At 71.3% G+C, this 21,212-nt stretch carries 19 protein-coding genes and 1 pseudogene; 13 read left to right on the top strand and 7 right to left on the bottom strand.

Translation table 11 applies throughout. The features are described 5' to 3' along the window. Positions 1 to 246 precede the first annotated feature (246 nt). The gene (locus tag HTV45_RS18460; RefSeq protein WP_215206905.1) at positions 247 to 2,853 is read right to left on the bottom strand and encodes an SUKH-4 family immunity protein; all 2,607 of its coding nucleotides are present in this window, start codon (positions 2,851 to 2,853) and stop codon (positions 247 to 249) included. Between the two features lie 9 nt (positions 2,854 to 2,862). Then, positions 2,863 to 3,879: an SMI1/KNR4 family protein gene (locus HTV45_RS18455; protein ID WP_215206923.1), complete on the bottom strand. Its 1,017-nt coding sequence runs from the start codon at positions 3,877 to 3,879 to the stop codon at positions 2,863 to 2,865. Positions 3,880 to 4,230: 351 nt separating this feature from the next. On the opposite strand from HTV45_RS18455, the gene HTV45_RS18450 reads away from it, so the two are divergent. Together HTV45_RS18450 and HTV45_RS18445 are read left to right on the top strand one after the other, a co-directional pair. Next, positions 4,231 to 4,761 (top strand): YwqJ-related putative deaminase, encoded by a 531-nt coding sequence (locus tag HTV45_RS18450; RefSeq protein WP_215206904.1) that lies wholly within the window; start codon positions 4,231 to 4,233, stop codon positions 4,759 to 4,761. Between the two features lie 35 nt (positions 4,762 to 4,796). Then, positions 4,797 to 5,291, top strand: coding sequence for an SUKH-3 domain-containing protein (locus HTV45_RS18445; RefSeq protein WP_215206903.1), 495 nt, complete (start codon positions 4,797 to 4,799; stop codon positions 5,289 to 5,291). A 25-nt stretch (positions 5,292 to 5,316) separates the two neighbouring features. Here HTV45_RS18445 and HTV45_RS18440 read toward each other — a convergent pair whose 3' ends face one another. Then, positions 5,317 to 6,636, bottom strand: a complete 1,320-nt coding sequence (locus HTV45_RS18440) for a sensor histidine kinase (protein ID WP_215206902.1) — start codon at positions 6,634 to 6,636, stop codon at positions 5,317 to 5,319. 509 nt (positions 6,637 to 7,145) lie between these two features. Here HTV45_RS18440 and glmU point away from each other — a divergent pair. From glmU to HTV45_RS18415, 5 genes are all read left to right on the top strand, one after another. Then, on the top strand, positions 7,146 to 8,591 hold the full coding sequence (gene glmU, locus HTV45_RS18435) for a bifunctional UDP-N-acetylglucosamine diphosphorylase/glucosamine-1-phosphate N-acetyltransferase GlmU (protein WP_215206901.1): 1,446 nt from the start codon (positions 7,146 to 7,148) through the stop codon (positions 8,589 to 8,591). A gap of 98 nt (positions 8,592 to 8,689) precedes the next feature. After that, positions 8,690 to 9,670, top strand: coding sequence for a ribose-phosphate diphosphokinase (locus HTV45_RS18430; RefSeq protein WP_215206900.1), 981 nt, complete (start codon positions 8,690 to 8,692; stop codon positions 9,668 to 9,670). A 206-nt stretch (positions 9,671 to 9,876) separates the two neighbouring features. After that, on the top strand, positions 9,877 to 10,464 hold the full coding sequence (locus HTV45_RS18425) for a 50S ribosomal protein L25/general stress protein Ctc (protein WP_215206899.1): 588 nt from the start codon (positions 9,877 to 9,879) through the stop codon (positions 10,462 to 10,464). A gap of 107 nt (positions 10,465 to 10,571) precedes the next feature. Continuing rightward, positions 10,572 to 11,198 carry an aminoacyl-tRNA hydrolase gene (gene pth / locus HTV45_RS18420; RefSeq protein ID WP_308309704.1) on the top strand — a complete coding sequence of 209 codons (627 nt, stop codon included), beginning with the start codon at positions 10,572 to 10,574 and terminating at the stop codon, positions 11,196 to 11,198. An 89-nt stretch (positions 11,199 to 11,287) separates the two neighbouring features. Further along, positions 11,288 to 11,773, top strand: a complete 486-nt coding sequence (locus HTV45_RS18415; protein WP_215206897.1) for a hypothetical protein — start codon at positions 11,288 to 11,290, stop codon at positions 11,771 to 11,773. 72 nt (positions 11,774 to 11,845) lie between these two features. Here the strand turns inward: HTV45_RS18415 and ppc are convergent, their stop codons facing one another. Next, a complete protein-coding gene (gene ppc, locus HTV45_RS18410; protein ID WP_215206896.1) occupies positions 11,846 to 14,578 on the bottom strand; it encodes a phosphoenolpyruvate carboxylase in 2,733 nt (910 codons plus the stop codon). 291 nt (positions 14,579 to 14,869) lie between these two features. Here ppc and HTV45_RS18405 point away from each other — a divergent pair, with 291 nt between their 5' ends. Genes HTV45_RS18405 through HTV45_RS18390 form a run of 4 tightly spaced genes read left to right on the top strand, consistent with a single transcriptional unit; the run spans position 14,870 to position 17,101 of the window. Further along, entirely contained in the window at positions 14,870 to 15,886 is a 1,017-nt protein-coding gene (locus HTV45_RS18405) for a fatty acid desaturase (protein WP_215206895.1), read from the top strand. Continuing rightward, positions 15,883 to 16,560 carry a TetR/AcrR family transcriptional regulator gene (locus tag HTV45_RS18400; protein WP_215206894.1) on the top strand — a complete coding sequence of 226 codons (678 nt, stop codon included), beginning with the start codon at positions 15,883 to 15,885 and terminating at the stop codon, positions 16,558 to 16,560. The genes HTV45_RS18405 and HTV45_RS18400 overlap by 4 nt, the downstream gene beginning before the upstream one ends. A 41-nt stretch (positions 16,561 to 16,601) precedes the next feature. Continuing rightward, on the top strand, positions 16,602 to 16,856 hold the full coding sequence (locus HTV45_RS18395) for a type II toxin-antitoxin system Phd/YefM family antitoxin (RefSeq protein WP_215206893.1): 255 nt from the start codon (positions 16,602 to 16,604) through the stop codon (positions 16,854 to 16,856). Further along, on the top strand, positions 16,853 to 17,101 hold the full coding sequence (locus tag HTV45_RS18390) for a type II toxin-antitoxin system RelE/ParE family toxin (protein ID WP_215206892.1): 249 nt from the start codon (positions 16,853 to 16,855) through the stop codon (positions 17,099 to 17,101). The genes HTV45_RS18395 and HTV45_RS18390 overlap by 4 nt, the downstream gene beginning before the upstream one ends. On the opposite strand, the gene HTV45_RS18385 is transcribed toward HTV45_RS18390, so the two are convergent. Continuing rightward, positions 17,102 to 17,908, bottom strand: a complete 807-nt coding sequence (locus tag HTV45_RS18385) for a trans-aconitate 2-methyltransferase (protein WP_215206891.1) — start codon at positions 17,906 to 17,908, stop codon at positions 17,102 to 17,104. It abuts the gene before it with no gap. A 113-nt stretch (positions 17,909 to 18,021) separates the two neighbouring features. Here HTV45_RS18385 and tamR point away from each other — a divergent pair, with 113 nt between their 5' ends. Beyond that, positions 18,022 to 18,519 (top strand): MarR family transcriptional regulator TamR, encoded by a 498-nt coding sequence (gene tamR / locus HTV45_RS18380; RefSeq protein ID WP_215206890.1) that lies wholly within the window; start codon positions 18,022 to 18,024, stop codon positions 18,517 to 18,519. Here tamR and HTV45_RS18375 read toward each other — a convergent pair. Then, positions 18,478 to 19,245, bottom strand: coding sequence for a response regulator transcription factor (locus tag HTV45_RS18375; RefSeq protein WP_215206889.1), 768 nt, complete (start codon positions 19,243 to 19,245; stop codon positions 18,478 to 18,480). The two genes, tamR and HTV45_RS18375, sit on opposite strands and share 42 nt — an antisense overlap. Before the next feature lie 290 nt (positions 19,246 to 19,535). On the opposite strand from HTV45_RS18375, the pseudogene HTV45_RS18370 reads away from it, so the two are divergent. Beyond that, a pseudogene (locus tag HTV45_RS18370) lies at positions 19,536 to 19,982 on the top strand (GNAT family N-acetyltransferase); the annotation flags it as partial. Positions 19,983 to 20,010: 28 nt separating this feature from the next. On the opposite strand, the gene galK reads toward HTV45_RS18370, so the two are convergent. Further along, on the bottom strand, positions 20,011 to 21,204 hold the full coding sequence (galK, locus tag HTV45_RS18365; RefSeq protein ID WP_215206887.1) for a galactokinase: 1,194 nt from the start codon (positions 21,202 to 21,204) through the stop codon (positions 20,011 to 20,013). Positions 21,205 to 21,212 lie beyond the last annotated feature (8 nt).

Genomic DNA, 21,212 nt, shown 5'->3' with positions numbered 1-21,212 from the left:
TCTTCACCGACGGACACGAAGCCCAGCACGACGACCGAGCACGAAATGGGATGAATCGCGCACATCTTGATGGATCACACGGAAGTGTTCATAACGCGACACTCCGCGACACTCCCCCGCACCCCCGGCACTCCGGCACTCCGGCACTCCGGCACTCCGCGTGGAGCGGGCACGCAAAAGCCGGGCCCGGTCGTCGAAACGACCGGGCCCGGCTCCGCGCGCCGTACGGCGCCCCGCGTCAACGGGTCACAACAGCCCGTCCCACATCTGCTCCAGCAGCACCGACCACCAGCTCTCCGGCGAACCCAGCGCCGCCGGGTCCAGCGCCGCCAGCTGCGCCTGGAAGTCGACCGTCCAGCGGCCCGCCTGCTCCTGGTTCAGTCCGAACCGCAGTCGCCACATCCGCCCCAGCAGTGCCAGACACCGCGCGAACTCCGGCAGACCCGTGTTCACGAACTGCGGCGGAACCGGCGCACCGCCCGGTCCGGCCTCCACCGGCACCGCCACGATGTTCGCCGTGCCGTACTGCACACAGATCGCCCGGCCGAAGTCACTGCCCATCACCAGGTACGAGCCCGCGTCGGCGGCCGCCGGCACACCCCGCTCCGCCGCCAGCTCCGCCAGCGTCGGCACCGGACGGCCCGGCTGCGCCTGCGCCCAGAAGAACGGGCCCATGTCCATCGGCAGCCCCGCCGCCACCAGCGTGTGCGCCACGACCGGCGGCACACCCTGCCGGGACACCGCCGCCTGCTCGAACCGGAACACACCCGGCCCGAACGCCCCCGCGAGCTCCTGCGCCACCGCCTCCGGCGGAACCGGCGGCGCGGGCTGCACCGGGACAACCGGCGCGCGCACCGGCGCCGGACGCGCCGGGCCGTCCGCCACCTGATGCAACTCACCTTGGTGAGCGATCAGTTGACGCATACCCTGCTGCCGGCTCGCGTGATCCGTGCCGTACGGCGCGATCGACGTGATCCGCGCCTGCGGCCACTGCTCCCGGATCATCCGCGCGCAGTAGGCACCCGGCAGCTCACACGACTCCAGCTCGGTGTGCAGCTCCAGCACCTGGTCCGGCGGCACGTTCATGGCACGCAGTTCATGGAAGATCTGCCACTCCGGATGCGGCGTACCCGGCGCCGAACGCCGGATGAGCTGCTGCTCGCTGCCGTCCTGCGCCCGGTAACGCAGCACCGCCTGGTAGCCGGGACCGACGGTCGGCTGACCGGTGGGGGGCCCCGGCGGATAGCCGTACGCCGGCGGCTGCCCCGGACCACCCGGGACACCGGGCGGAGGCGTGCCGGGCGGCACCGCACCGGGCGGCATCGGGAGAACGCCGCCGGGCACACCGGGCGCACCGGGAGGAGCCGGCGGCGGGGGCGTACCGGGGCCGGCCACCGGAGGCCCGGACAGCACCGTCTCCGCGTGGTGCACGGGAGCACGCCCGCCTCCCGCCGTCCCCGGAGCGCCGGGGGCGGCGGGCGGCTGCGGAGCACCGGGAACACCGGGCGGTCCGGGGGGCTGGGGAGCACCGGGCGCCCCAGGAGCGCCCGGAGGCGGGGGCGGAGGCATGCCGGGAGCGCCCGGCCCCGACCCTCCCGGATCGGCGAACATCGTCGCGGCATGGTGGACACCCCCGGGCGGCGGTGCCGGAGTACCGGGAGGCGGCGTCGGAGCACCGGGCGGCGGGGGCGTCGGGGCACCGGGAGGCGGTGTCGGGGCGCCCTGGCCCTCCGGGCCGAGTGACGACACCAACTGCGTCGGGACGTACCCGCCCGCCGGACCGGCGGCGGGCGTGCCGCCCGACGGCGGCGCGGGCGTACCCGGCCGCGCGCCCGGAGTCCCCGGGGCACCCGGAGGGGGCGGTGTCGTCGAACCGGCGGCACGGCGCGGCGGCGGAGTCGCCTTGCTGGTCGCCACGTCGGCGATGTCACCGGCGTTGGCCGGCGGCGGCACACCCGGACCGGACACGCCCGGAGCGGAACCGGGCGGCGCGGAACCGGGCGGCGGAGGCGTACCCGGCGCGCCGCCCTGCGAAGACCCGTACGGCGCGGGCGGCGGTGTCCCCTGCCGCGCCGCCGGATCCTGGATCGCCGGCGCGACAGCCGTCGGCGGCAGCTGACTGCCACCCGACATCAGCGCCGTGTGCGCCTCCGCCGTCACCGCGGGAGGCGGCGGCGTGTCGTCACCCGGCTCGCTCAGCTGCGGCGCGAACACCGTCTGCGGCAGCGGCACGGAACCGTCCTCGCCGGCATCGGCGTTGGTATCCGTACCGGCCCACGGCGTCGCATCGGCAGGCTCCCCGGCAGCCGCCGGGACAGCGTCCCCACCGGCGGCCGGCCACGCGGACCCACTGCCGGACCCGCCGGTCCCACCCGGCACCGGAGCGTCCCGCGGACCGGCGCCCGCAGCGGAAGCGGACGCCCCCGGATCCGGGGCGGCGGCCGGGACAGCGCCCGAGCCCTCCCCCCGGCGATCCGGGATCCCCAGCCGGTCCGCCGCCTCCTGCAGCCATTCCGGCGGACTCAGCAGGAACGACGTCTGGTTCAGGTCCACCCGCGCCGCGGGCGCCGGAGCCGGCGCCGGCTCCGACGCGTCACGTCCGTACTCCTCCTCGTACCGGCGGATCACCTCGCCCACCGGCAGCCCCGGCCACAGCGTCGCCTCACCACTGTCCCGGGCGATCACCAGCCGCTGCGCACCACCGTCCGAACGGGGCCCGTCCGCACGGTCCTCCGCCCACACCACGAATCCGAGATCGAACTCCCGTACCCGCACCGCACGGTGCTGGTACGACGGCACATCCCCGTTGACCCACTCCTCAGCGCGCTCCTGCGCCTGCGCGAACGTCACCATCGCCGAGCCTCACTCCCCAGCCGAAACCGGAACGACACGCGCGAACCCGCCGTCCACCATCAGATTCGCCACCGTCTCCAGCTCCGGCGGAGACCCCGCGAGCCGGGACAGGAACACATCGAAGTCCTCACCGCACGGCAGCAACAACCGCTCCACCCGCTCGGCCGGCGGCACCGACGGATCCACGTCCCGCACATCGTCGTACGCGCAGAACCACACCGAACCCTGCCGCTCGCCCCGCACCTTCACCGCCAGCAGACCACCCTGCACGAAAGCCACGCACAGGTAGTCCTTGGTCAGATGGTCACGCAGGCACTTGTTCACATAGACGAGGTCGTTGACGGCCGCCTCGTCCCGCACCGTGAAGAACGGCTGATCCACCAGCAGACCCAGCTCCGCGTCCAGCGCCGTCCCCACCGGCGCACAACCGCCCGCCGCCTTCAGGAACGACCGGTACGCACCCGGCAACCGGTACCCGAGATCCTCCTCGACCCCCAGCACCAGCGACTCCGCCACCGCCACACCCGACTTCGGCAGCCCGAAATGCGCCGGACGCGTCTCCTGCAGCGGCCGCGTCCCCCGCTTGCCGTGATCCACCGCCGCCGTCGCGACCCCGCCGTGATGCCGCAGCAACGCCTTCACCTCGACCGGCACCAGCTCCAGCCGCCGCGACCCCACCACGTGATGCCACGTCCAGCCGTGCGGCGTCGCCACCGCCGGAACCGTGTCCCACAGATCGTGGCCATCCGCCGCCGACGCCGCGTTCGCCGACACGAAGTCCGTCAGACGCAGCTCGTCGACACCGAAGCCCTCCGGCGGATCCGCGATCTCCACCACCGCACGCGCATAGGGCGAGAAAACCGGATAACCATGCTCATCCACCCGCACCCCTCTCGGGTGACGGGCCGCCCGCACCGGATCCGGGAAGTGCACGACCTGACCCGCGTAGGCCGCGTTCGGCGGCGCGGCTTGTCCCCCGGCCTGGCGGCCGGGAGGTGCCCCCAGCCCGAGCCGACCTGTCGTCATGGCGGTTGCCCCCTGCGGCATTCTGTACGACCCGCTCCGCCCCCTTCGGGCGGTTACGGAACGTATGCGACTGTCACGTCCGTCTCGACTGCTTACCGACCCGACCCCCACGGCGCCCGCACGGACAACCGCGCGGATCACCGCGTGAATCGCGGTGCCGACAGCCTATGCGGTACGCCCCCACCGGTCACCGGCACCGGCCACCCGCCCCTCCGCTTCCGTGACCAACCGTCACCCTCCGGTGACAGCCCGCCCAAACCCGGGCGTGTCGCCACGCCCCAGCTTCCACATCAGCCACCGCGTTTGGCACTCTGTGACCTCCGGGGGGATGCTCGGGAGGGGATGACGATCATGAACGTGACACAGACGGGGACACACACCGGCCCATCCGGCGACCCCCGCTCCGGCGACCCCCGCGTCGGCTGGAGCGCCACCGACACCACCCACGCCCCCGCCCTCCACCACCGCCGCGACGGCATCCTCCCCACCATCGCCGCCGCCCTCTCCCTCCGCGGCACCACCCTCACCGGCACCCCCGCACGCGGCGACACACCCCCCGCCCTCCACCCCCTCGTCCAGGACTTCCTCGACACTCTCACCAGCGACCAGCGCGACCGCTTCACCGGACGCTGCGCCGAGACCATCCTCATCTCCCGGCACATCACCACCGCCGACACCGCCCGCAGCAAACGCGCCGCCCGCAAGCCCATGACCAACGGCGAAGCACGCAGAGCACTCAAGCAGGCGAAACTCACCACCCGCCACATCCGCGAGGACGGCGACCCCCTCCACGGCAGCTACGCCGCCCCCTGCCGCGCCTGCACCGCCCTCACCGCCCACTTCGGCGTCCGCACGGTCGACCCCGCCACCACCGACGGCTGAAGCACCCCCCACCGACCACGACGAACGAAGAGCAGATGCACGCCGACCGCACCTCGACCACCCGCTTCGCCGTCCCCGTCGACGCCGCCCTCCGCACCGCCGGATGGCAGCCCGGACGCTGGGACATCAAGCAGGCCGAAGTTTGGGCCGACACCCTCCGCGACCACACCTCACCGGCAGGACACCGCCACACCGTCTTCCCCGCGGCGGTCGAAGCCTGGGCCGAATTCGGCGGTCTCCACATCAACCCCACAGGGCCCGGCCGCCAGGTCGCCCCCGCGACCCTCCACCTCGACCCCCTCCACGGCCTCCACAGCGCCCGCACCCTCGCCGACCTCGGCCGCGCCCTCGACACCGAGGTCTGCCCCCTCGGCACCGAGACGAGCACCCACGCGCTCCTCGCCATCGACGCCCAAGGCCGCGTCTACACCCTCGACCACACCGGCGACTGGTACCTCGGCCCCACGATCGACCACGGCATCACCACCCTCATCACCGGCATCCAGCCCGCCCGCCTCACCGCCGGCTGAACACCCGAACACCCCCGGACCGGGCCTACGACGCCGGAATCACCGCCGACACCCGGAAACCCCCCGCATCCGTCGGCCCCGACACGAACACCCCGCCCAGCGCCGACACCCGCTCCTTCATCCCCACCAGACCGTTCCCCCCCGACGGCAGCCCCGCCGACGCCCCCGCCCCCGCCTCCGGCGGCGCGTCGTTCTCCACCTGCATCGCGATCTCCGACACCCGGTACGCCAGACGCACATACGTCTTCGCACCCGCCGCATGCTTGTGCACGTTCGTCAACGCCTCCTGCACCACCCGGTACGCCGTCGACTCCACCTCCGGCGCACAGGCACGGCTCTCCCCCGCCACCGACAGATCCACGACCATCCCCGCCGCCGCCGACTGCCCCACCAGCTCCTCGATCTCCGCCAGGCACGGCCCCTCCCCCGGACCCGCCGCCCCACCCACGGCCCGCGACGCCGCGGCCGCCGCGGCCACCCCCACCGCCGCCAGCGGCACCGACGCCCGCTCCACCCGCCGCCCCGCCCCACCGGACCGCAGCACCCCGAGCATCTCCCGCAACTCCGTCAGCGCCTGCCGCCCCATGTCCCCCACCAGCGCGGCGTTCCTCACCGCCTTCTCCGGATCCTTCCGCGCCACCGCCTGCAACGCCGCCGCGTGCACCACCATCAGACTCACCCGGTGCGCCACCACGTCGTGCATCTCACGCGCGATCCGCGTCCGCTCCTCCCCCCGCGCCCACTCCGCCCGCTCCTCGGCGCGCTCCGCCAGCAGCTGAAGCTCCCGCTCCAGACTGTCCGCCCGCTCCCGCAGGCTCTCCATCAACCGCCGCCGCGCCCCCACGTACAACCCCAGCAACAACGGCGGAGCCGTCACACCCAGCGCCGTCGTGATCGACGCGAACGACACCAGCCAGTCCCCGAACTCCAGCTCGTCCCGCTCCACCCCCTGCCGCAGGCGCACGAACATCACGATCAGCACGCCCACCGTCTGCATCCCCGCCAGCAGACCGATGATCCGCCGCGGCAGATCCGACGCGGCCAGCGAGTACAGACCGACGATGCCCAGCAGAAAGCCCATCGACGCCGGCGTCACCGCGATCGCCACCAGCACCACGGCGATCGGCCACCTCCGCCGCACCAACAGCACCGACCCGGCCAGCAGGCCGAACACGACCCCCACGGCCACCGGGATCCCCGCCGCCCACGCGAACGGAACCCCCTCCACCCCGCACTCCAGCGCCGACACCAGCGCCAGGCCCACATCCAGCACGGCACCACGCCGCCGCTCCCACCACCACGGCCCGCCCCGGGCCGTCACCAGCTCTTCCCCCGTCGTGGTCATGCACCCCAGCCTACGGGCGCCCCCTGCCACGGATCCGGTGAGTATCCACGCCCGATCCACACCACACAGGGTGACCGATCGAGTGCGTTACGGACCGAAATCTTCGAACTGCTGAATCGGTCACCGTTCGACAGCGGAACACACCATTCCGCCCAGGCGGAATGAAGGTGACACCCGCACCGGCGTGCGTCGCACGGAAGTGCTTCGTGATCAACATCCTGAAGGCGCGGATCCGTACCGTCGCATCGAAGGCTCTTGGTACGGCATAGTGTTGGGTGCCGACTCGGCGACCTCACAGAATGTCCGGTTCAGTCGAGTTTCATCCCCCATGGTGTAATCAGGCAGCACTGAGGGTTTTGGTCCCTTAAGTTCAGGTTCAAATCCTGATGGGGGAGCTGTCACATCCGGGCCCTGGACCTTCACGTCGGGGCCCGCACTCATGTCCCCCCACCCCCACCCCGGTATCCTGCGGATGTCACCCCCTCCCCGAACAGCCGAAGGGCATCCCCGTGAGCGCCAACCGCCCGGCAGCCGTCGTCGTACTCGCAGCGGGTGAGGGCACCCGTATGAAGTCGGCCACTCCGAAGGTCCTGCACGACATCTGTGGCCGTTCCCTGGTGGGCCACGTCCTCACCGCCGCCGGTGAACTCGAGCCGGAGAACCTGGTCGTCGTCGTGGGCCACGCCCGCGAGAAGGTGACCGCGCACCTCGCCGAGGTCGCCCCCGCCGTGCGCACCGCGGTGCAGGAGGAGCAGAACGGCACGGGTCACGCCGTGCGGATGGGGCTGGAGGAGCTGGGCGGCTGCGTGGACGGGACCGTGGTGGTGGTGTGCGGTGACACCCCGTTGCTGACGGGTGAGACGCTGCGCCGGCTGTCGCAGGCGCACTCGGCGGACGGGAACGCGGTGACCGTGCTGACGGCCGAGGTGCCGGACGCCACCGGGTACGGGCGGATCGTCCGGGACGCCTCCGGTGCCGTGACGGCGATCGTGGAGCACAAGGACGCGTCGGCGGAGGTGCTGGCGGTCCGGGAGATCAATTCGGGTGTGTTCGCGTTCGACGGTGCGCTGCTGGCGGACGCGCTGAAGCGGGTGCGTACGGACAACAGCCAGGGTGAGGAGTATCTGACGGACGTCCTGGGGATCCTGCGTGAGGCGGGGCACCGGGTGGGTGCGTCGGTGGCGGTGGATCACCGTGAGATCGCGGGGATCAACAACCGCGTGCAGTTGTCGCAGGCGCGGCGGGTGCTGAACGACCGGTTGCTGACGGCCGCGATGCTGTCGGGTGTGACGGTGGTGGATCCGGCCTCGACGTGGGTCGACTCGACGGTGACGTTCGAGCGGGACGTGATCGTGCATCCGGGTACGCAGTTGCACGGTGCGACGCATCTCGCCGAGGGGGCCGAGGTGGGTCCGAACACGCGGCTGACGGACACCCGGGTGGGTGCGGGTGCGCGGGTGGACAACACGGTGGCGGTGGGCGCCGATGTGGGTCCGGAGGCGAGCGTGGGGCCGTTCGCGTATCTGCGTCCGGGGACGCGGCTGGCGCGCAAGGGCAAGATCGGTACGTACGTGGAGACCAAGAACGCGTCGATCGGTGAGGGGACGAAGGTTCCGCATCTGTCGTATGTGGGTGACGCGACGATCGGCGCGTTCTCGAACATCGGTGCGGCGAGTGTGTTCGTCAACTATGACGGGGAGCACAAGCACCACACGACGGTCGGGTCGCACTGCAAGACGGGTTCGGACAACATGTTTGTGGCACCTGTCACGGTCGGGGACGGCGCCTACACGGCTGCCGGCTCGGTGATCACCAAGGATGTGCCGCCCGGGTCACTGGCCGTGGCCCGTGGCCAGCAGCGCAATATCGAGGGCTGGGTGGCCCGCAAGCGTCCGGGGAGCGCCGCGGCGAAGGCCGCGGAGGAGGCTTCCCGGGGGCCGGCCGAGGACGGCTGACCGGGGCTGACCGGATTTCGCCGGTCCGGACAGGGCGTACCGTGATAAGTGCACATCTGCACCCCCACCTGCTGAGACACCTCTGAGGAGAACGTGCTGTGACCGGGATCAAGACGACCGGCGAGAAGAAGATGATGCTCTTCTCCGGCCGCGCCCACCCCGAGCTTGCCGAGGAGGTCGCCCGCCAGTTGGAGGTCGACGTCGTCCCGACGAAGGCCCTTGACTTCGCCAATGGTGAGATCTATGTGCGGTATCAGGAGTCGGCCCGTGGCGCCGACTGCTTCCTGATGCAGAGCCACACCGCTCCGATCAACAAGTGGATCATGGAGCAGCTGATCATGATCGACGCGCTGAAGCGTGCGTCGGCGCGGTCGATCACGGTGATCCTGCCGTTCTACGGTTACGCGCGGCAGGACAAGAAGCACCGGGGCCGTGAGCCGATCTCGGCGCGTCTGATCGCGGACCTGATGAAGACGGCGGGCGCGACGCGGCTGCTGGCGGTGGATCTGCACACGGACCAGATCCAGGGTTTCTTCGACGGGCCGGTGGATCATCTGTTCGCGCTGCCGCTGCTGGCGGACTACGTGGGCGCGAAGGTGGACCGTTCGAAGCTGACGGTGGTGTCTCCGGACGCGGGGCGGGTGCGGGTGGCGGACCGGTGGTGCGACCGGCTGGGCGCGCCGCTGGCGATCGTGCACAAGCGCCGGGACAAGGACGTGGCGAACCAGGTCACCGTGCATGAGGTGGTCGGTGAGGTGAAGGGCCGCGTGTGTGTCCTGGTGGACGACATGATCGACACGGGCGGCACGATCTGTGCGGCGGCGGACGCGCTGTTCGCGCATGGTGCGGAGGACGTCATCGTGACGGCGACGCACGGTGTGCTGTCGGGTCCGGCGGCGGACCGGCTGAAGAACTCGAAGGTGAGTGAGTTCGTGTTCACGGACACGCTGCCGACGCCGCTCGAGCTGAGTGAGAGCCTGGACAAGATCAAGGTGCTGTCGATCGCGCCGACGATCGCGCGCGCGGCGCGTGAGGTGTTCCAGGACGGTTCTGTGACCAGCCTGTTCGACGAGCAGTAAGGGTTCTGCAGTCGGGCACCCGTTCGGGTCCCGGTGATCGTTTTGGGTGCGGCCTCCTGGTCCGAGTAGACTGCCCGAGTTGCTCGGCGAGGGAGGCCGTACCGCTTCATCCGAAGCCTGTACGGCGGTCCGTTATCGACGCGCTCTTCGTAGCAGGCCGTTCGTGGCCGGGTGACCACGTCCGTTTCTGACTTCGAGGAGTGAGCATGTCCGAGGTAAAGATCTCCGCCGCGACGCGCACCGAGTTCGGCAAGGGTGCCGCGCGCCGTATCCGTCGTGACAACAACGTTCCCGGTGTGGTCTACGAGCACGGGCTCGAGCCGCTGCACGTGACCCTTCCGGGCCACGAGCTGCTGCTGGCGCTGCGTACGCCGAACGTGCTGATCGAGCTGGACATCGACGGCAAGGAGCGCCAGCTGGCGATCCCGAAGGCCGTCCAGCGTGACCCGCTGAAGGGTTTCCTGGAGCACGTGGACCTGCTGAAGGTGAAGCGTGGCGAGAAGGTCCAGGTCGAGATCTACGTGCAGACCGAGGGTGAGCTGGCCCCGGGCGGCAACCTGCTGGAGCACGTCCTGCCGACGCTTCCCATCGAGGCCCAGGCGACGGACATCCCCGACGGTGTGACGGTGTCCATCCAGGGTCTGTCGGCCGGTGCCACCATCCTCGCCAAGGACATCCCGCTTCCCTCCGGCGCGTCGCTGGCCGTCGACGGGGAGACGGTGGTCCTCCAGGTGCTGGCCGCGCAGGCCGAGGAGGCGTCCGAGGGCGAGGGCGACGAGGCCGCCGAGGCCTGATCGTCCGCTTGTAGTCGTTCGTCGGCCGCTGCTTTCCGTTCCGGGGCAGCGGCCGACGTGTATCGGGTCGCGCGTGTGTGGACGACGCGCGGGAAGGAGACATGGGCGTGACGGCGGGTGCGGGTGCGGCGAGTGCGGGTGCGGCGGGTGCGGCGGGGCCCTGGCTGGTGGTGGGGCTGGGCAATCCGGGGCCGGGGTATGCGATGAACCGGCACAACGTGGGGTTCATGGTGGCGGATCTGCTGGCGGAGCGGATGGGCGGCCGGTTCAAGCGGGCGGGGAAGGCGCAGGCGCAGGTGGTGGAGGGCCGGGTGGGTCCTCCGGGTGCGGGGGGCCGGCGGGTGATCCTGGCGAAGCCGATGTCGTACATGAACCTGTCGGGCGGTCCGGTGAACGCGCTGCGGGACTTCTACAAGGTGCCCGTGGAGTGCCTGGTGGCGATCCATGACGAGCTGGACATCGACTACGGGACGCTGCGGCTGAAGCTCGGTGGCGGGGACAACGGTCACAACGGTCTGAAGTCGCTGACGGGTGCGTTCGGGCGGGACTACCACCGGGTGCGGTTCGGGATCGGCAGGCCGCCGGGGCGGATGCCGGTGGCGGATTTCGTACTGAAGGACTTCTCCGCCGCGGAGCGCAAGGAGCTGGACTACTTCGTGGACCGGGCGGCGGACGCGGTGGAGTGTCTGGTGACCGAGGGGCTGGAGCGGGCGCAGGGGACGTACAACTCGTGACCTGCTGAGGGTGGCTTCGGTGGGGTTGTCCGTTCTCTGACCCTCGCCCGAGTTGACCGGCCGCGAGGTCATGGCCAAGGATCTCGGCCATGTCTTCTGCGGTCCGCTCCTCCCGTGGCCACTCCGCCCTGCGTTTCGGCCGGTTCGCGGCGATGGGTACGGTCGCGGCGCTGATCCTGATCGCGGGGGTGTGGGCGTCGTGGGGTACGGCGCAGCACGCGATGCTGACGAAGGGGCGGGAGCGGGGCACCGTCGAGGTGACCGGGTGCGGCGAGCAGACGTGCACGGGCCCGTACACGCCGTTGTCGCGGGGCTCGCAGCCGCGCGCCGAGGTCGTGCTGGAGAAGTCGGCGGCGGTGGAGAAGGGCCGGACGTACACGGTGGTGCTGAAGCCGGGCGGTGCGCAGGGGGTCCGCTCGGGTCCGGCGGGGGTTCTCTACGCGTGGGTGCCGCTGGGTGGTGCGTTGCTGCTGGCGTCGGTGGTGGTGGCGGGTGGTCTGCTGATGACGCGGGTGGGATGGGGGCTGGCGTTGTCGGGGGCGGGTCTGCTCACGGCGGCGTTCCTGGTGGTCTGACACGGGTCCGTGACGAGGGTGCCCCCGGCCGCACGTACGCGGCCGGGGGCACCCTTTCCTCGTACCGGCGGGTCAGCCGGTGTTGCGCAGGCCGGCGGCCACACCGTTGACCGTGAGCAGCAGGGCGCGGGCGAGCAGCGGGTCGGGCTGTCCGTCCGCGCCGGCGGCGTCGCGCTGGCGCTTGAGGAGGGCCACCTGGAGGTAGGAGATGGGGTCCAGGTAGGCGTCGCGGATGGCGAAGGTCTGCTTGAGGACGGGGTCGGCGTCGAGGAGTTCCCGTTCGCCGGTGATGCGCAGCACTTCGGCGACGGTGAGCTCGTGTTCGGCCTTGATGGCGTCGAAGACGTGCCTGAGCTCGTCGGGGACGAGGGTGTCGACGTAGTGCTGGGCGATGCGCAGGTCGGTCTTGGCGAGGGTCATCTCGACGTTGGAGACGAAGTTGCGGAAGAAGTGCCACCGCTGGTGCATCTCGTCCAGGACGGTGTCCAGTCCGGCCTCGCGCAGGGCCTTGAGGCCGGAGCCGACGCCGTACCAGCCGGGGACGATCTGCCGGGACTGGGTCCAGCCGAACACCCAGGGGATGGCGCGCAGTCCGTCGAGCGAGACGCCCGAGCCGGGGCGGCGGGAGGGCCGTGAGCCCAGGTGCAGGTCGGCGAGCTGGTCGACCGGCGTGGAGGCCAGGAAGTACGTCGGCAGGTCGGGGTCCTCGACCAGCTTGCGGTAGGACGTGTGGGCGGCGTCGGAGACGAGGTCCATGGCCGCGTCCCAGCGGGCCAGGGCGTCGTCGGACTGGCGCGGGGCGGTGTGCAGGGCGGACGCCTGGAGGGTGGCGGCGACGGAGAGTTCGAGGTTCTCGCGGGCGAGGGCGGGGATGAGGTACTTGTCGGAGATGACCTCGCCCTGTTCGGTGACCTTGATCTCGCCCTCGAGGGTGCCCCAGGGCTGGGCGAGGATGGCGTCGTGGGTGGGGCCGCCGCCGCGGCCGACGGTGCCGCCGCGGCCGTGGAAGAGGCGCAGGCGTACGCCGTAGCGGTGGGCGACGTCGCGCAGCCGCCGCTGGGCACGGTGGATCTCCCACTGGCTGGTGGTGATGCCGCCGAACTTGGAGGAGTCGGAGTAGCCGAGCATGACCTCCTGGACGTCGCCCCTGAGCGCGACGAGGCGCCGGTAGGAGGGGTCGGCGAGCATGTCCTCGAGGATGGTGTCGGCGGCCTTGAGCTCGTCGGTGGTCTCGAGGAGGGGGACGATGCCGATCTTGGCCCAGCCGGCGTGGAGGTCGATGAGGCCGGCTTCGCGGGCCAGGACGGTGGCGGCGAAGACGTCGTCGGCGCCCTGGCACATGGAGATGATGTAGGACTCGATGACCTCGGGTCCGAAGACGGCGAGGGCGCGCCTGATGGTGCCGAAGACGCCGAGGGTCTTCTCTCCGGCGCTGTCGACGGGCGCGGGGGTGGGCGCTAGGGGCCTTCTGCTGCGCAGTTCCCTGGCGAGGAGCTTGCCGCGGTACTCGCGGGGCATGTCGCTGTAGCGCCAGGACTCCTCACCGAGCCGGTCGAAGAGCTGGCCGAGGGCGTGGTGGTGGGCGTCGGCGTGTTCGCGTACGTCCATGGTGGCGAGCTGGAGGCCGAAGGCTGCGAGGGTGCGGATGGTGCGGGCGAGGCGGCCGTCGGCGAAGAGTCCGCCGCGGTGCTCGCGCAGGGAGGCCTGGATGATGCGCAGGTCGGTGAGGAGCTCTCCGGTACCGAGGTAGTCGCGGCCGGGTTCGTGCGCGGTGTCGCGGGCGAGGCGGAGCTTGGTGTTCTCGAGCTTCTGGCGGATGCAGGTGGCCTTGAGCCGGTAGGGCTCTTCGGCGTTGAGGCGCTTGTAGCGGGGGCTGATCTCGGGGAGGGCGTCGAGGTCGGCCTGGAGGGAGGCGAGCAGTTCCTCCGTCGCACCCGCGTAGCGGATGGAGTTGGAGAGGAAGCCGCGGAGTTCGTCGATCATCTCCAGGGCGTCGTTGATGCCGTGTTCGTGCTGGAGGATGAGGACGTCCCAGGTGACCTGGGGGGTGACGTTGGGGTTGCCGTCGCGGTCGCCGCCGATCCAGGTGCCGAAGGTGAGGGGGCGGGTGTCGTCGGGGAGGTGGACGCCGACGCGTTCGAGTTCGGCGGTGAGGTCCTCCAGGACGTCGCCGACGGCGCCGGCGTGGAGTTCGTCGAGGTAGTAGACGGCGTTGCGGGCCTCGTCGGCGGGCTCGGGGCGGACCACGCGCAGTTCGTCGGTCTGCCAGACGAGGTCGATGTTCTCGGCGAGGCGGGTGTCGAGGCGGCGCCGGTCGGTGGCGATGACCGGCGTGTCGAGGAGGGCGGCGATGCGGCGGAGCTTGTTGAGGACGGAGCGGCGGGCGGCCTCGGTGGGGTGTGCGGTGAAGACGGGGCGCACGTTGAGGTGCCGCACGGTCTCGCGCAGGTGTTCGGGGTCGGCGTCCTTGAGGCGGTCGGCGGTGCGGGAGAGCAGTCCGCCCTCCGCGGCGCGCCGGGCGCGCAGTTCGCGGCCCCGGTGTACCTGTTCGGTGACGTTGGCCAGGTGGAAGTAAGTGGAGAAGGCTCGGACCAGCTTGGCCGCGGTCTGGAGTTCGGTGCCCCGCAGCAGCTCGGATGCTGCCTCGCCGTCCTCACGGGTGAGTCGGCGTACCTTCTCGACGAGGTCGAGCAGTTCGGGGCCTTCCTGGCGGACCAGGGTCTCTCCGAGAAGATCACCCAGTCGGCGGATGTCGGCACGCAGCTCGCTGCTCGTCATGGTGGTCTGGTCGTCGGCACTGCTCACAGGTGCGGCTCCTTGCAGTGTGGAAGCTGGTCTGGAGGGAACCCGGGCGCGGACTCCGCGCGGCGTGCGCCGCTTGCGGGCCAGTCGTCCGGGAAGAATTCAGAGCGGACCGCGCTGTCCGACCGGCTTCCAGGATAGGTGTCGACCCGGACGCGCTGGCCCACGGGCTCTTGCCGCGGGGCGGCGCACTGCCATACTTACGTTGCCGTAGGTTACGGAAGGGTAAGAAAGGTCGGTCTTTCCGGTGGCCCCGGCACCACCCTCAGTCCACATACCCCACAGGGGACACGCATGACCTCAAGTTCCGACGTGCTCGACGAAGCCCCCAAGCAGTCCCGGCCGGACGACGACGCGGTGGAGTCCGCGACGCTGGGCGGGGAGCGCAAGCGTTCCATCGAGCAGATCACGCTGCTGCTCTTCATCACGGTCCCGTTCCTCGCACTGGCGGCGGCCGTACCGCTGGCGTGGGGGTGGGGGGTGAGCTGGCTGGACCTCGGGCTGCTGGTGTTCTTCTACTACCTGGGGTGCCACGGCATCACCATCGGCTTCCACCGTCACTTCACGCACGGTTCGTTCAAGGCGAAGCGGCCGCTGAAGATCGGGCTGGCGATCGCGGGGTCGATGGCGGTGGAGGGCCCCCTGGTGCGGTGGGTGGCCGACCACCGCAAGCACCACAAGTTCTCCGACGCCGAGGGTGATCCGCATTCGCCGTGGAAGTACGGGGAGACGGTTCCGGCGCTGATGAAGGGCCTGTGGTGGGCGCACATCGGCTGGATGTTCGATGAGGAGCAGACGTCGCAGGAGAAGTACGCGCCGGATCTGATCAGGGACCGGACGCTGCGGGCGATCTCCCGGCAGTTCATCCTGTGGGCGGGTCTGTCGCTGGCGCTGCCGGCGCTGATCGGCGGTCTGGTCACGATGTCCTGGTGGGGCGCGTTCACCGGCTTCTTCTGGGGGTCGCTCGTCCGGGTGGCGCTGCTGCACCATGTGACGTGGTCGATCAACTCGATCTGTCACGCGGTCGGCAGGCGTCCCTTCAAGTCGCGGGACCGCTCGGGCAACGTGTGGTGGCTGGCGGTTCTGTCGTGCGGTGAGTCCTGGCACAACCTGCATCACGCCGACCCGACGTCGGCGCGGCACGGTGTGGAGCGGGGACAGGTGGATTCCTCGGCCCGTCTGATCCGCTGGTTCGAGCAGCTGGGATGGGCTCACGACGTGCGGTGGCCGTCACGCTCGCGTATCGATTCACGCCGTAACTCCGCGGAAGGCGGCGCCCGGCGAGGGAAGGAACCCGCCGAGGCGGCATGATGGGCGGCGTGGCGACCGACTCCAGCAGCACCCCGAGCAACGACAAGCCGCGGCGCGCGCGCCGTACCCGGATGACCGGTGCGGAGCGCCGCCAGCAGTTGCTGGAGATCGGCCGCACCCTGTTCGCGGAGAAGGGGTTCGAGGGCACGTCGGTGGAGGAGATCGCGGCGAAGGCCGGGGTCTCCAAGCCGGTGGTGTACGAGCACTTCGGCGGCAAGGAGGGGCTGTACGCGGTGGTGGTGGACCGTGAGATGCGGCGCCTGCTGGACATGGTGACCGGTTCACTGACGGCCGGTCACCCGCGTGAGCTGTGCGAACAGGCGGCGTTCGCGCTGCTCGACTACATCGAGGAGTACACGGACGGTTTCCGGATCCTGGTCCGTGACTCCCCCATCCCGCAGTCGACGGGGTCGTTCGCGTCGCTGATCTCGGACATCGCCACCCAGGTGGAGGACATCCTGGGGCGCGAGTTCAAGTCCCGCGGCTTCGACCCGAAGCTGGCCCCGCTGTACGCGCAGGCCCTGGTCGGGATGGTGGCGCTGACGGGCCAGTGGTGGCTGGACGTGCGCAGGCCGAAGAAGGCGGAGGTGGCCGCGCACCTGGTCAACCTCGCGTGGCACGGGCTGGACGGCCTGGAGCCGAAGCCGCGGCTGATAGGCCACCGGAAGAGCTGAACCGATAGCACGCTAGATTAATCTTGTGCAATCATGCGGCCATGACTGAGATCACGATCAGCGCAGCCCGTGCCCACCTCGGCGACCTCGTCCGTCGCGCAGCTCACAGCCGCGAGACCATCGCGCTCACGGATCACGGGCACGTGGCGGCACTGCTGGTGTCACCGCAGGTCATAGAGGATCTCGAAGACGCGTTGGCGGTTTCCGACTACCAGCGGCGCAAGGCCGAGGGGTCTCTCGGGCCGGGCATTCCCATGGCCGAGGTGCGCAAGCAGCTGGGGCTCGAGAAGCAGTGACCTACGAGATCATCTTCGAGCCGCACGCCCTCGACGCCGCAGCCCGGTTGCTCAAGGAGGATCCCGAGGGACTTGCCATGGTCCTCGACAGCATCGACAAGCTCGCCCATGACCCTCGCCCGGCGGCAACCGTGCCCTACGGGCTGGACATCCGGCGGCTACGCGTCGGCGCCTACCGAGTCCTGTACGTCATCGACGACGACGTGATCCGCATCCTGGTCACCCACCTGGGACGGACCGCCTGATCATCTGCATCCTTGGACGGCGACCGCGAACACGCGCCGGAAGGGGAACGGGGTGCCGTGAGGGCCGGCCGGGTAGGCGGTCCGCAGGGCGGCGCGGTACTCGGCGACGAAGGAGTCCCGGGCCTCCGGGTCGTCGGCGAGAGCGGTGAGGACGGGGCGCAGGCCCGTCCCCCTGACCCAGTCCAGGACGGGATCCTCCCCCTCCAGCAGATGCACGTACGTCGTCTCCCACGCGTCGGCCGGGCAGCCGAGGGCGGTCAGGTGCTCCAGGTAGGCCCCGGGGCCGAGCACGGCGTCACCGTGGCGCAGGACGCCGGACAGGCGGCCCCTCCAGCGCACGGATTCGGCCAGTTCGCGCAGCAGCCGATGGCTGGGGGCGTCGAAGTTCCCCGGCACCTGGAAGGCGAGGGCGCCACCGGGGGCGAGCCCGTCGATCCACTCGCCGAACCGGTCCGCGTGCCCCGGGACCCATTGCAGCGTGGCGTTGCTGATGATCAGGTCGTACGGCTCCTCCGGCACCCAGGTACGGACGTCGGCGTGGACGAAGTCGAGCCCGCCCCTCGTGTGATCGGCGCGAGCCCTGCCGAGCATCTCGGGTGAGGTGTCGAAGCCGGTGACGCGGGCGGCGGGCCACCGCTGCCCGAGGAGCGCGGTGACGTTGCCGGCGCCGCAGCCGAGGTCGGCGATGCGGGGCGGGTCCCTGGGCGGTTCCGGGACGCGGGCGAGCAGGTCGGTGAAGGGGCGGGTGCGGTGACCGGCGTGAGTGAGGTACTGGGCGGGGTCCCACACCGGGGTGGTGGCGGACATACGGCCTCCTGGTGAGCGGCGGACGGGTACCCAGCCTCCCACTCCATCATCTCGGCGTCAAGATACTTGACATCAAGAGACTTCACGTCGACACAACCATTACACTGATCGTCATGGAGGACGAGGTCGATCGGCTGGTCGCAGCATGGCGCCGGGAGCGCCCTGACCTCGACGTGGAACCGCTCGAGGTACTCAGCCGGGTGAGCAGACTGGCCCGGCACCTGGACCGGGCGCGCCGGCTCGCGTTCACCGAGCACGGCCTGGAGTCCTGGGAGTTCGACGTCCTGACCGCGCTGCGCCGCGCGGGCACCCCGTACCAGCTCTCGCCGGGGCAGCTGCTGACCCAGACCCTGGTCACCTCGGGCACGATGACGAACCGCATCGACCGCCTGGCCAAGAAGGGCCTGGTGGAGCGGTTGCCCGACCCCAGTGACCGGCGCGGTGTCCTGGTCCGGCTCACGGCCGAGGGGCGGGACCGCGCCGACCAGGCGCTGGCCGGACTGCTGGCGCAGGAGCGGGCGATCCTCGGTGAGCTCACCCACGCCCAGCGCAGCGAACTGGCGGGGCTGCTACGCCAGTTGACCGCCCCGTTCGACAACATCCCCGGTTAGGTCGACGGGCCCGACGCCCGCGCGCCGGGCGAGGGCGACCGCGGCCAGGGTGGAGTGCACGCCCAGCTTCCCGAGGACGTTCTGCATATGGGTGCGCACGGTGTGCGGGGACAGGTACAGGCGCTCGGCGACGGCCTTGCGCCCCAGTCCCGCCACCATGCACCGCAGCACCTCCCGCTCGCGCGGGGTCAGCGACTCCACGAGCCGTTCGCTCTCGGTGCGGTGCCGCCGGGCGGCGGTCAGTTCCCGCAGTACGCCCGTCAGCAGGGCGGGCGGCAGATGCGTCTCGTCGCGCAGCACTCCCCGGATGACGGTGAGCAGCCGGTTCAGTGAGCAGTCCTTGGCCACCCAGCCGGAGGCGCCCGCCTGGAGGGCGAGTGCGGCGCGGACCGGGTCGTCCTTTCCGGCGAGGACGACGATCCGCACCTGCGGCTGCGCCGAGCGCACGCCGGCGACCAGCGATATCCCGTCGACGAGTCCGTCCTCGTCACCGGCCTGCACGGGGACGGCCGGCCGGCCGCCGGGCACCTTGCCGCCCAGATCGGCGTCGACGAGCAGCACGTCGTACCGCCGCCCCTCGGAGGCCGCCCGCTCGAGACAGCGCGACGCGGCCGGGCCGCTGCCGGCCGCGGAGACGTCGACGTCGGGCTCCGCGGCCAGAGCCGCGGCCAGTGACTCGGCGAAGATGCGATGGTCGTCGACGACCAGGACTCGAATGCGAACCACGAAACCCCCTACCCCACGCTCTTCCCAGAGCTGGGGACTACCCCGTCATCGGAGGACGACACCGGCGCGGGTACGACGCCGAGGCCCCGGACACCCGATCTGCTGGACGTGGGACGGGCCGCCGCGGCCGCACGACCGCCGCCTTGCGACAGCCACCACCCCACCCCGGACGCCGAACCCGACGGTCTCGCCCCCTGAACGGCGCCGGCCCCCACCGGCACTGTGCATCAGAGTACGGGCGAGGGCCGGGAGCGGAAGGTTATTTGCAGAACTGGCGGCCTTGCGCGTTTATGGTGAGCCGCATGTTTCGTCTTGAGACAGAAGTCGACAAAGCCCGACGTGATCTGCTCCACCGGCGCCTCAGAGAAACGAACACCGCCGCCTCTCCGGTCCTGCGCGCCCTGCGCGGAACCCCGGACGAACGGGAAGCCCCTTTGCACGTGTGGCTGTCGACCGCGAACGGCGAACTGGCCGGCGGCCTGGTCGGCCACACCTGGACGACGTGGCTGCACGTGACCTGCCTCTGGGTCGGCGCCCGCCACCGTGGAGCGGGCCTCGGCTCCCGGCTCCTCGCGGAGGCGGAACACCTCGCCACCACCCGCGGCTGCACCTCGTCCCGCGTGGAGACCTGGGACTTCCAGGCCCCGGACTTCTACCGCCGCCACGGCTACGAGGTCGTCTGCGCCATCCCCGACTACCCGCCGGGCGTCACGGAGTACACCCTGACCAAACGGCTGGGCCGGCCCCGGGGAGGGAGGGGCCTGTCTACCGCAGGCGGCGCGCCCCCGCCGCCGGCACCGCCCCGAACACCCGGGGGCTCTTGAGACCGGCGGCCCTGAACGCCTCCTCCACCGCCTTGGTGACGGTGGGGACGTCGGCCTCCTCCGTCAGGACGATGGCCGAGCCGCCGAAGCCGCCGCCGGTCATCCGGGCGCCGAGGGCGCCCGCGGCCACCGCGGTGTCGACCACCAGGTCGAGTTCGGGGCAGGAGACGCGGAAGTCGTCGCGCAGGGAGGTGTGGCCCTCGACCAGGACGGGGCCGATCGCCCGGGTGTCGCCGGCCTCCAGCAGGGACACCACCCGTTCGACCCGCTCGTCCTCCGTCACCACGTGGCGGACCAGCCGGCGCACCTCCGCCTCGTCGCCCAGCCGTGCCAGGGCCGCCTCCAGTCCGTCGTACGGGACGTCCCTGAGCGCGTCCACACCCAGCAGGGCCGCGCCCTTCTCGCAGCCTTCGCGGCGCCTGCCGTACTCGCCCTGGCTGTGGCTGTGCTTGACCCGGGTGTCGACGACGAGCAGGCGCATGCCCTCGGCGGCCAGGTCGAAGGGGATCTGACGCTGGGACAGGTCGCGGGTGTCGAGGAACAGGGCGTGCCCGCTCTCGCAGCAGGCCGAGGCCGTCTGGTCCATGATGCCGACCGGGGCGCCGACGTAGACGTTCTCCGCGCGCTGGCACAGCCGGGCCAGCTGCCGGCCCCGCAGGCCCAGTCCGTACAGGTCGTTCAGGGCCAGCGCGACGACGACCTCCAGGGCCGCCGAGGACGACAGGCCCGCGCCCGCCGGGACGGTCGACGCCAGGTGGATGTCGGCGCCGGTGACCGGATGGCCGGCCTCCCGCAGCGCCCACACCACGCCCGCCGGGTAGGCGGTCCACCGCCTGTCGCCGCCGGGGGTCAGGGCGTCCACCGTCAGCTCCGCGACCGCGGCGGACACATCGGCGGAGTGCAGTCGCAGGACGCCGTCGTCCCGCCGGGACACGGCCGCGACGGCGGTGTGGGGCAGGGCGAACGGCATGACGAAGCCGTCGTTGTAGTCGGTGTGCTCGCCGATGAGGTTGACCCGGCCCGGCGCCGCCCACACCCCCTGCGGTGCGGCCCCGTAGAGCTGCTCGAACCGGTCGGCGACGGAACCCGCGACCGTCGCCCCGCTCGATCCGATGGACGCGCTGGTCTCGCTCATGCCCTGGC

Origin of the sequence: Streptomyces sp. CHD11, assembly GCF_018638295.1 — a bacterium.
Lineage (GTDB): Bacteria > Actinomycetota > Actinomycetes > Streptomycetales > Streptomycetaceae > Streptomyces.
Note: the sequence above shows the minus strand (reverse complement) of the source record. Positions and strands in the feature narration are given on the sequence as shown.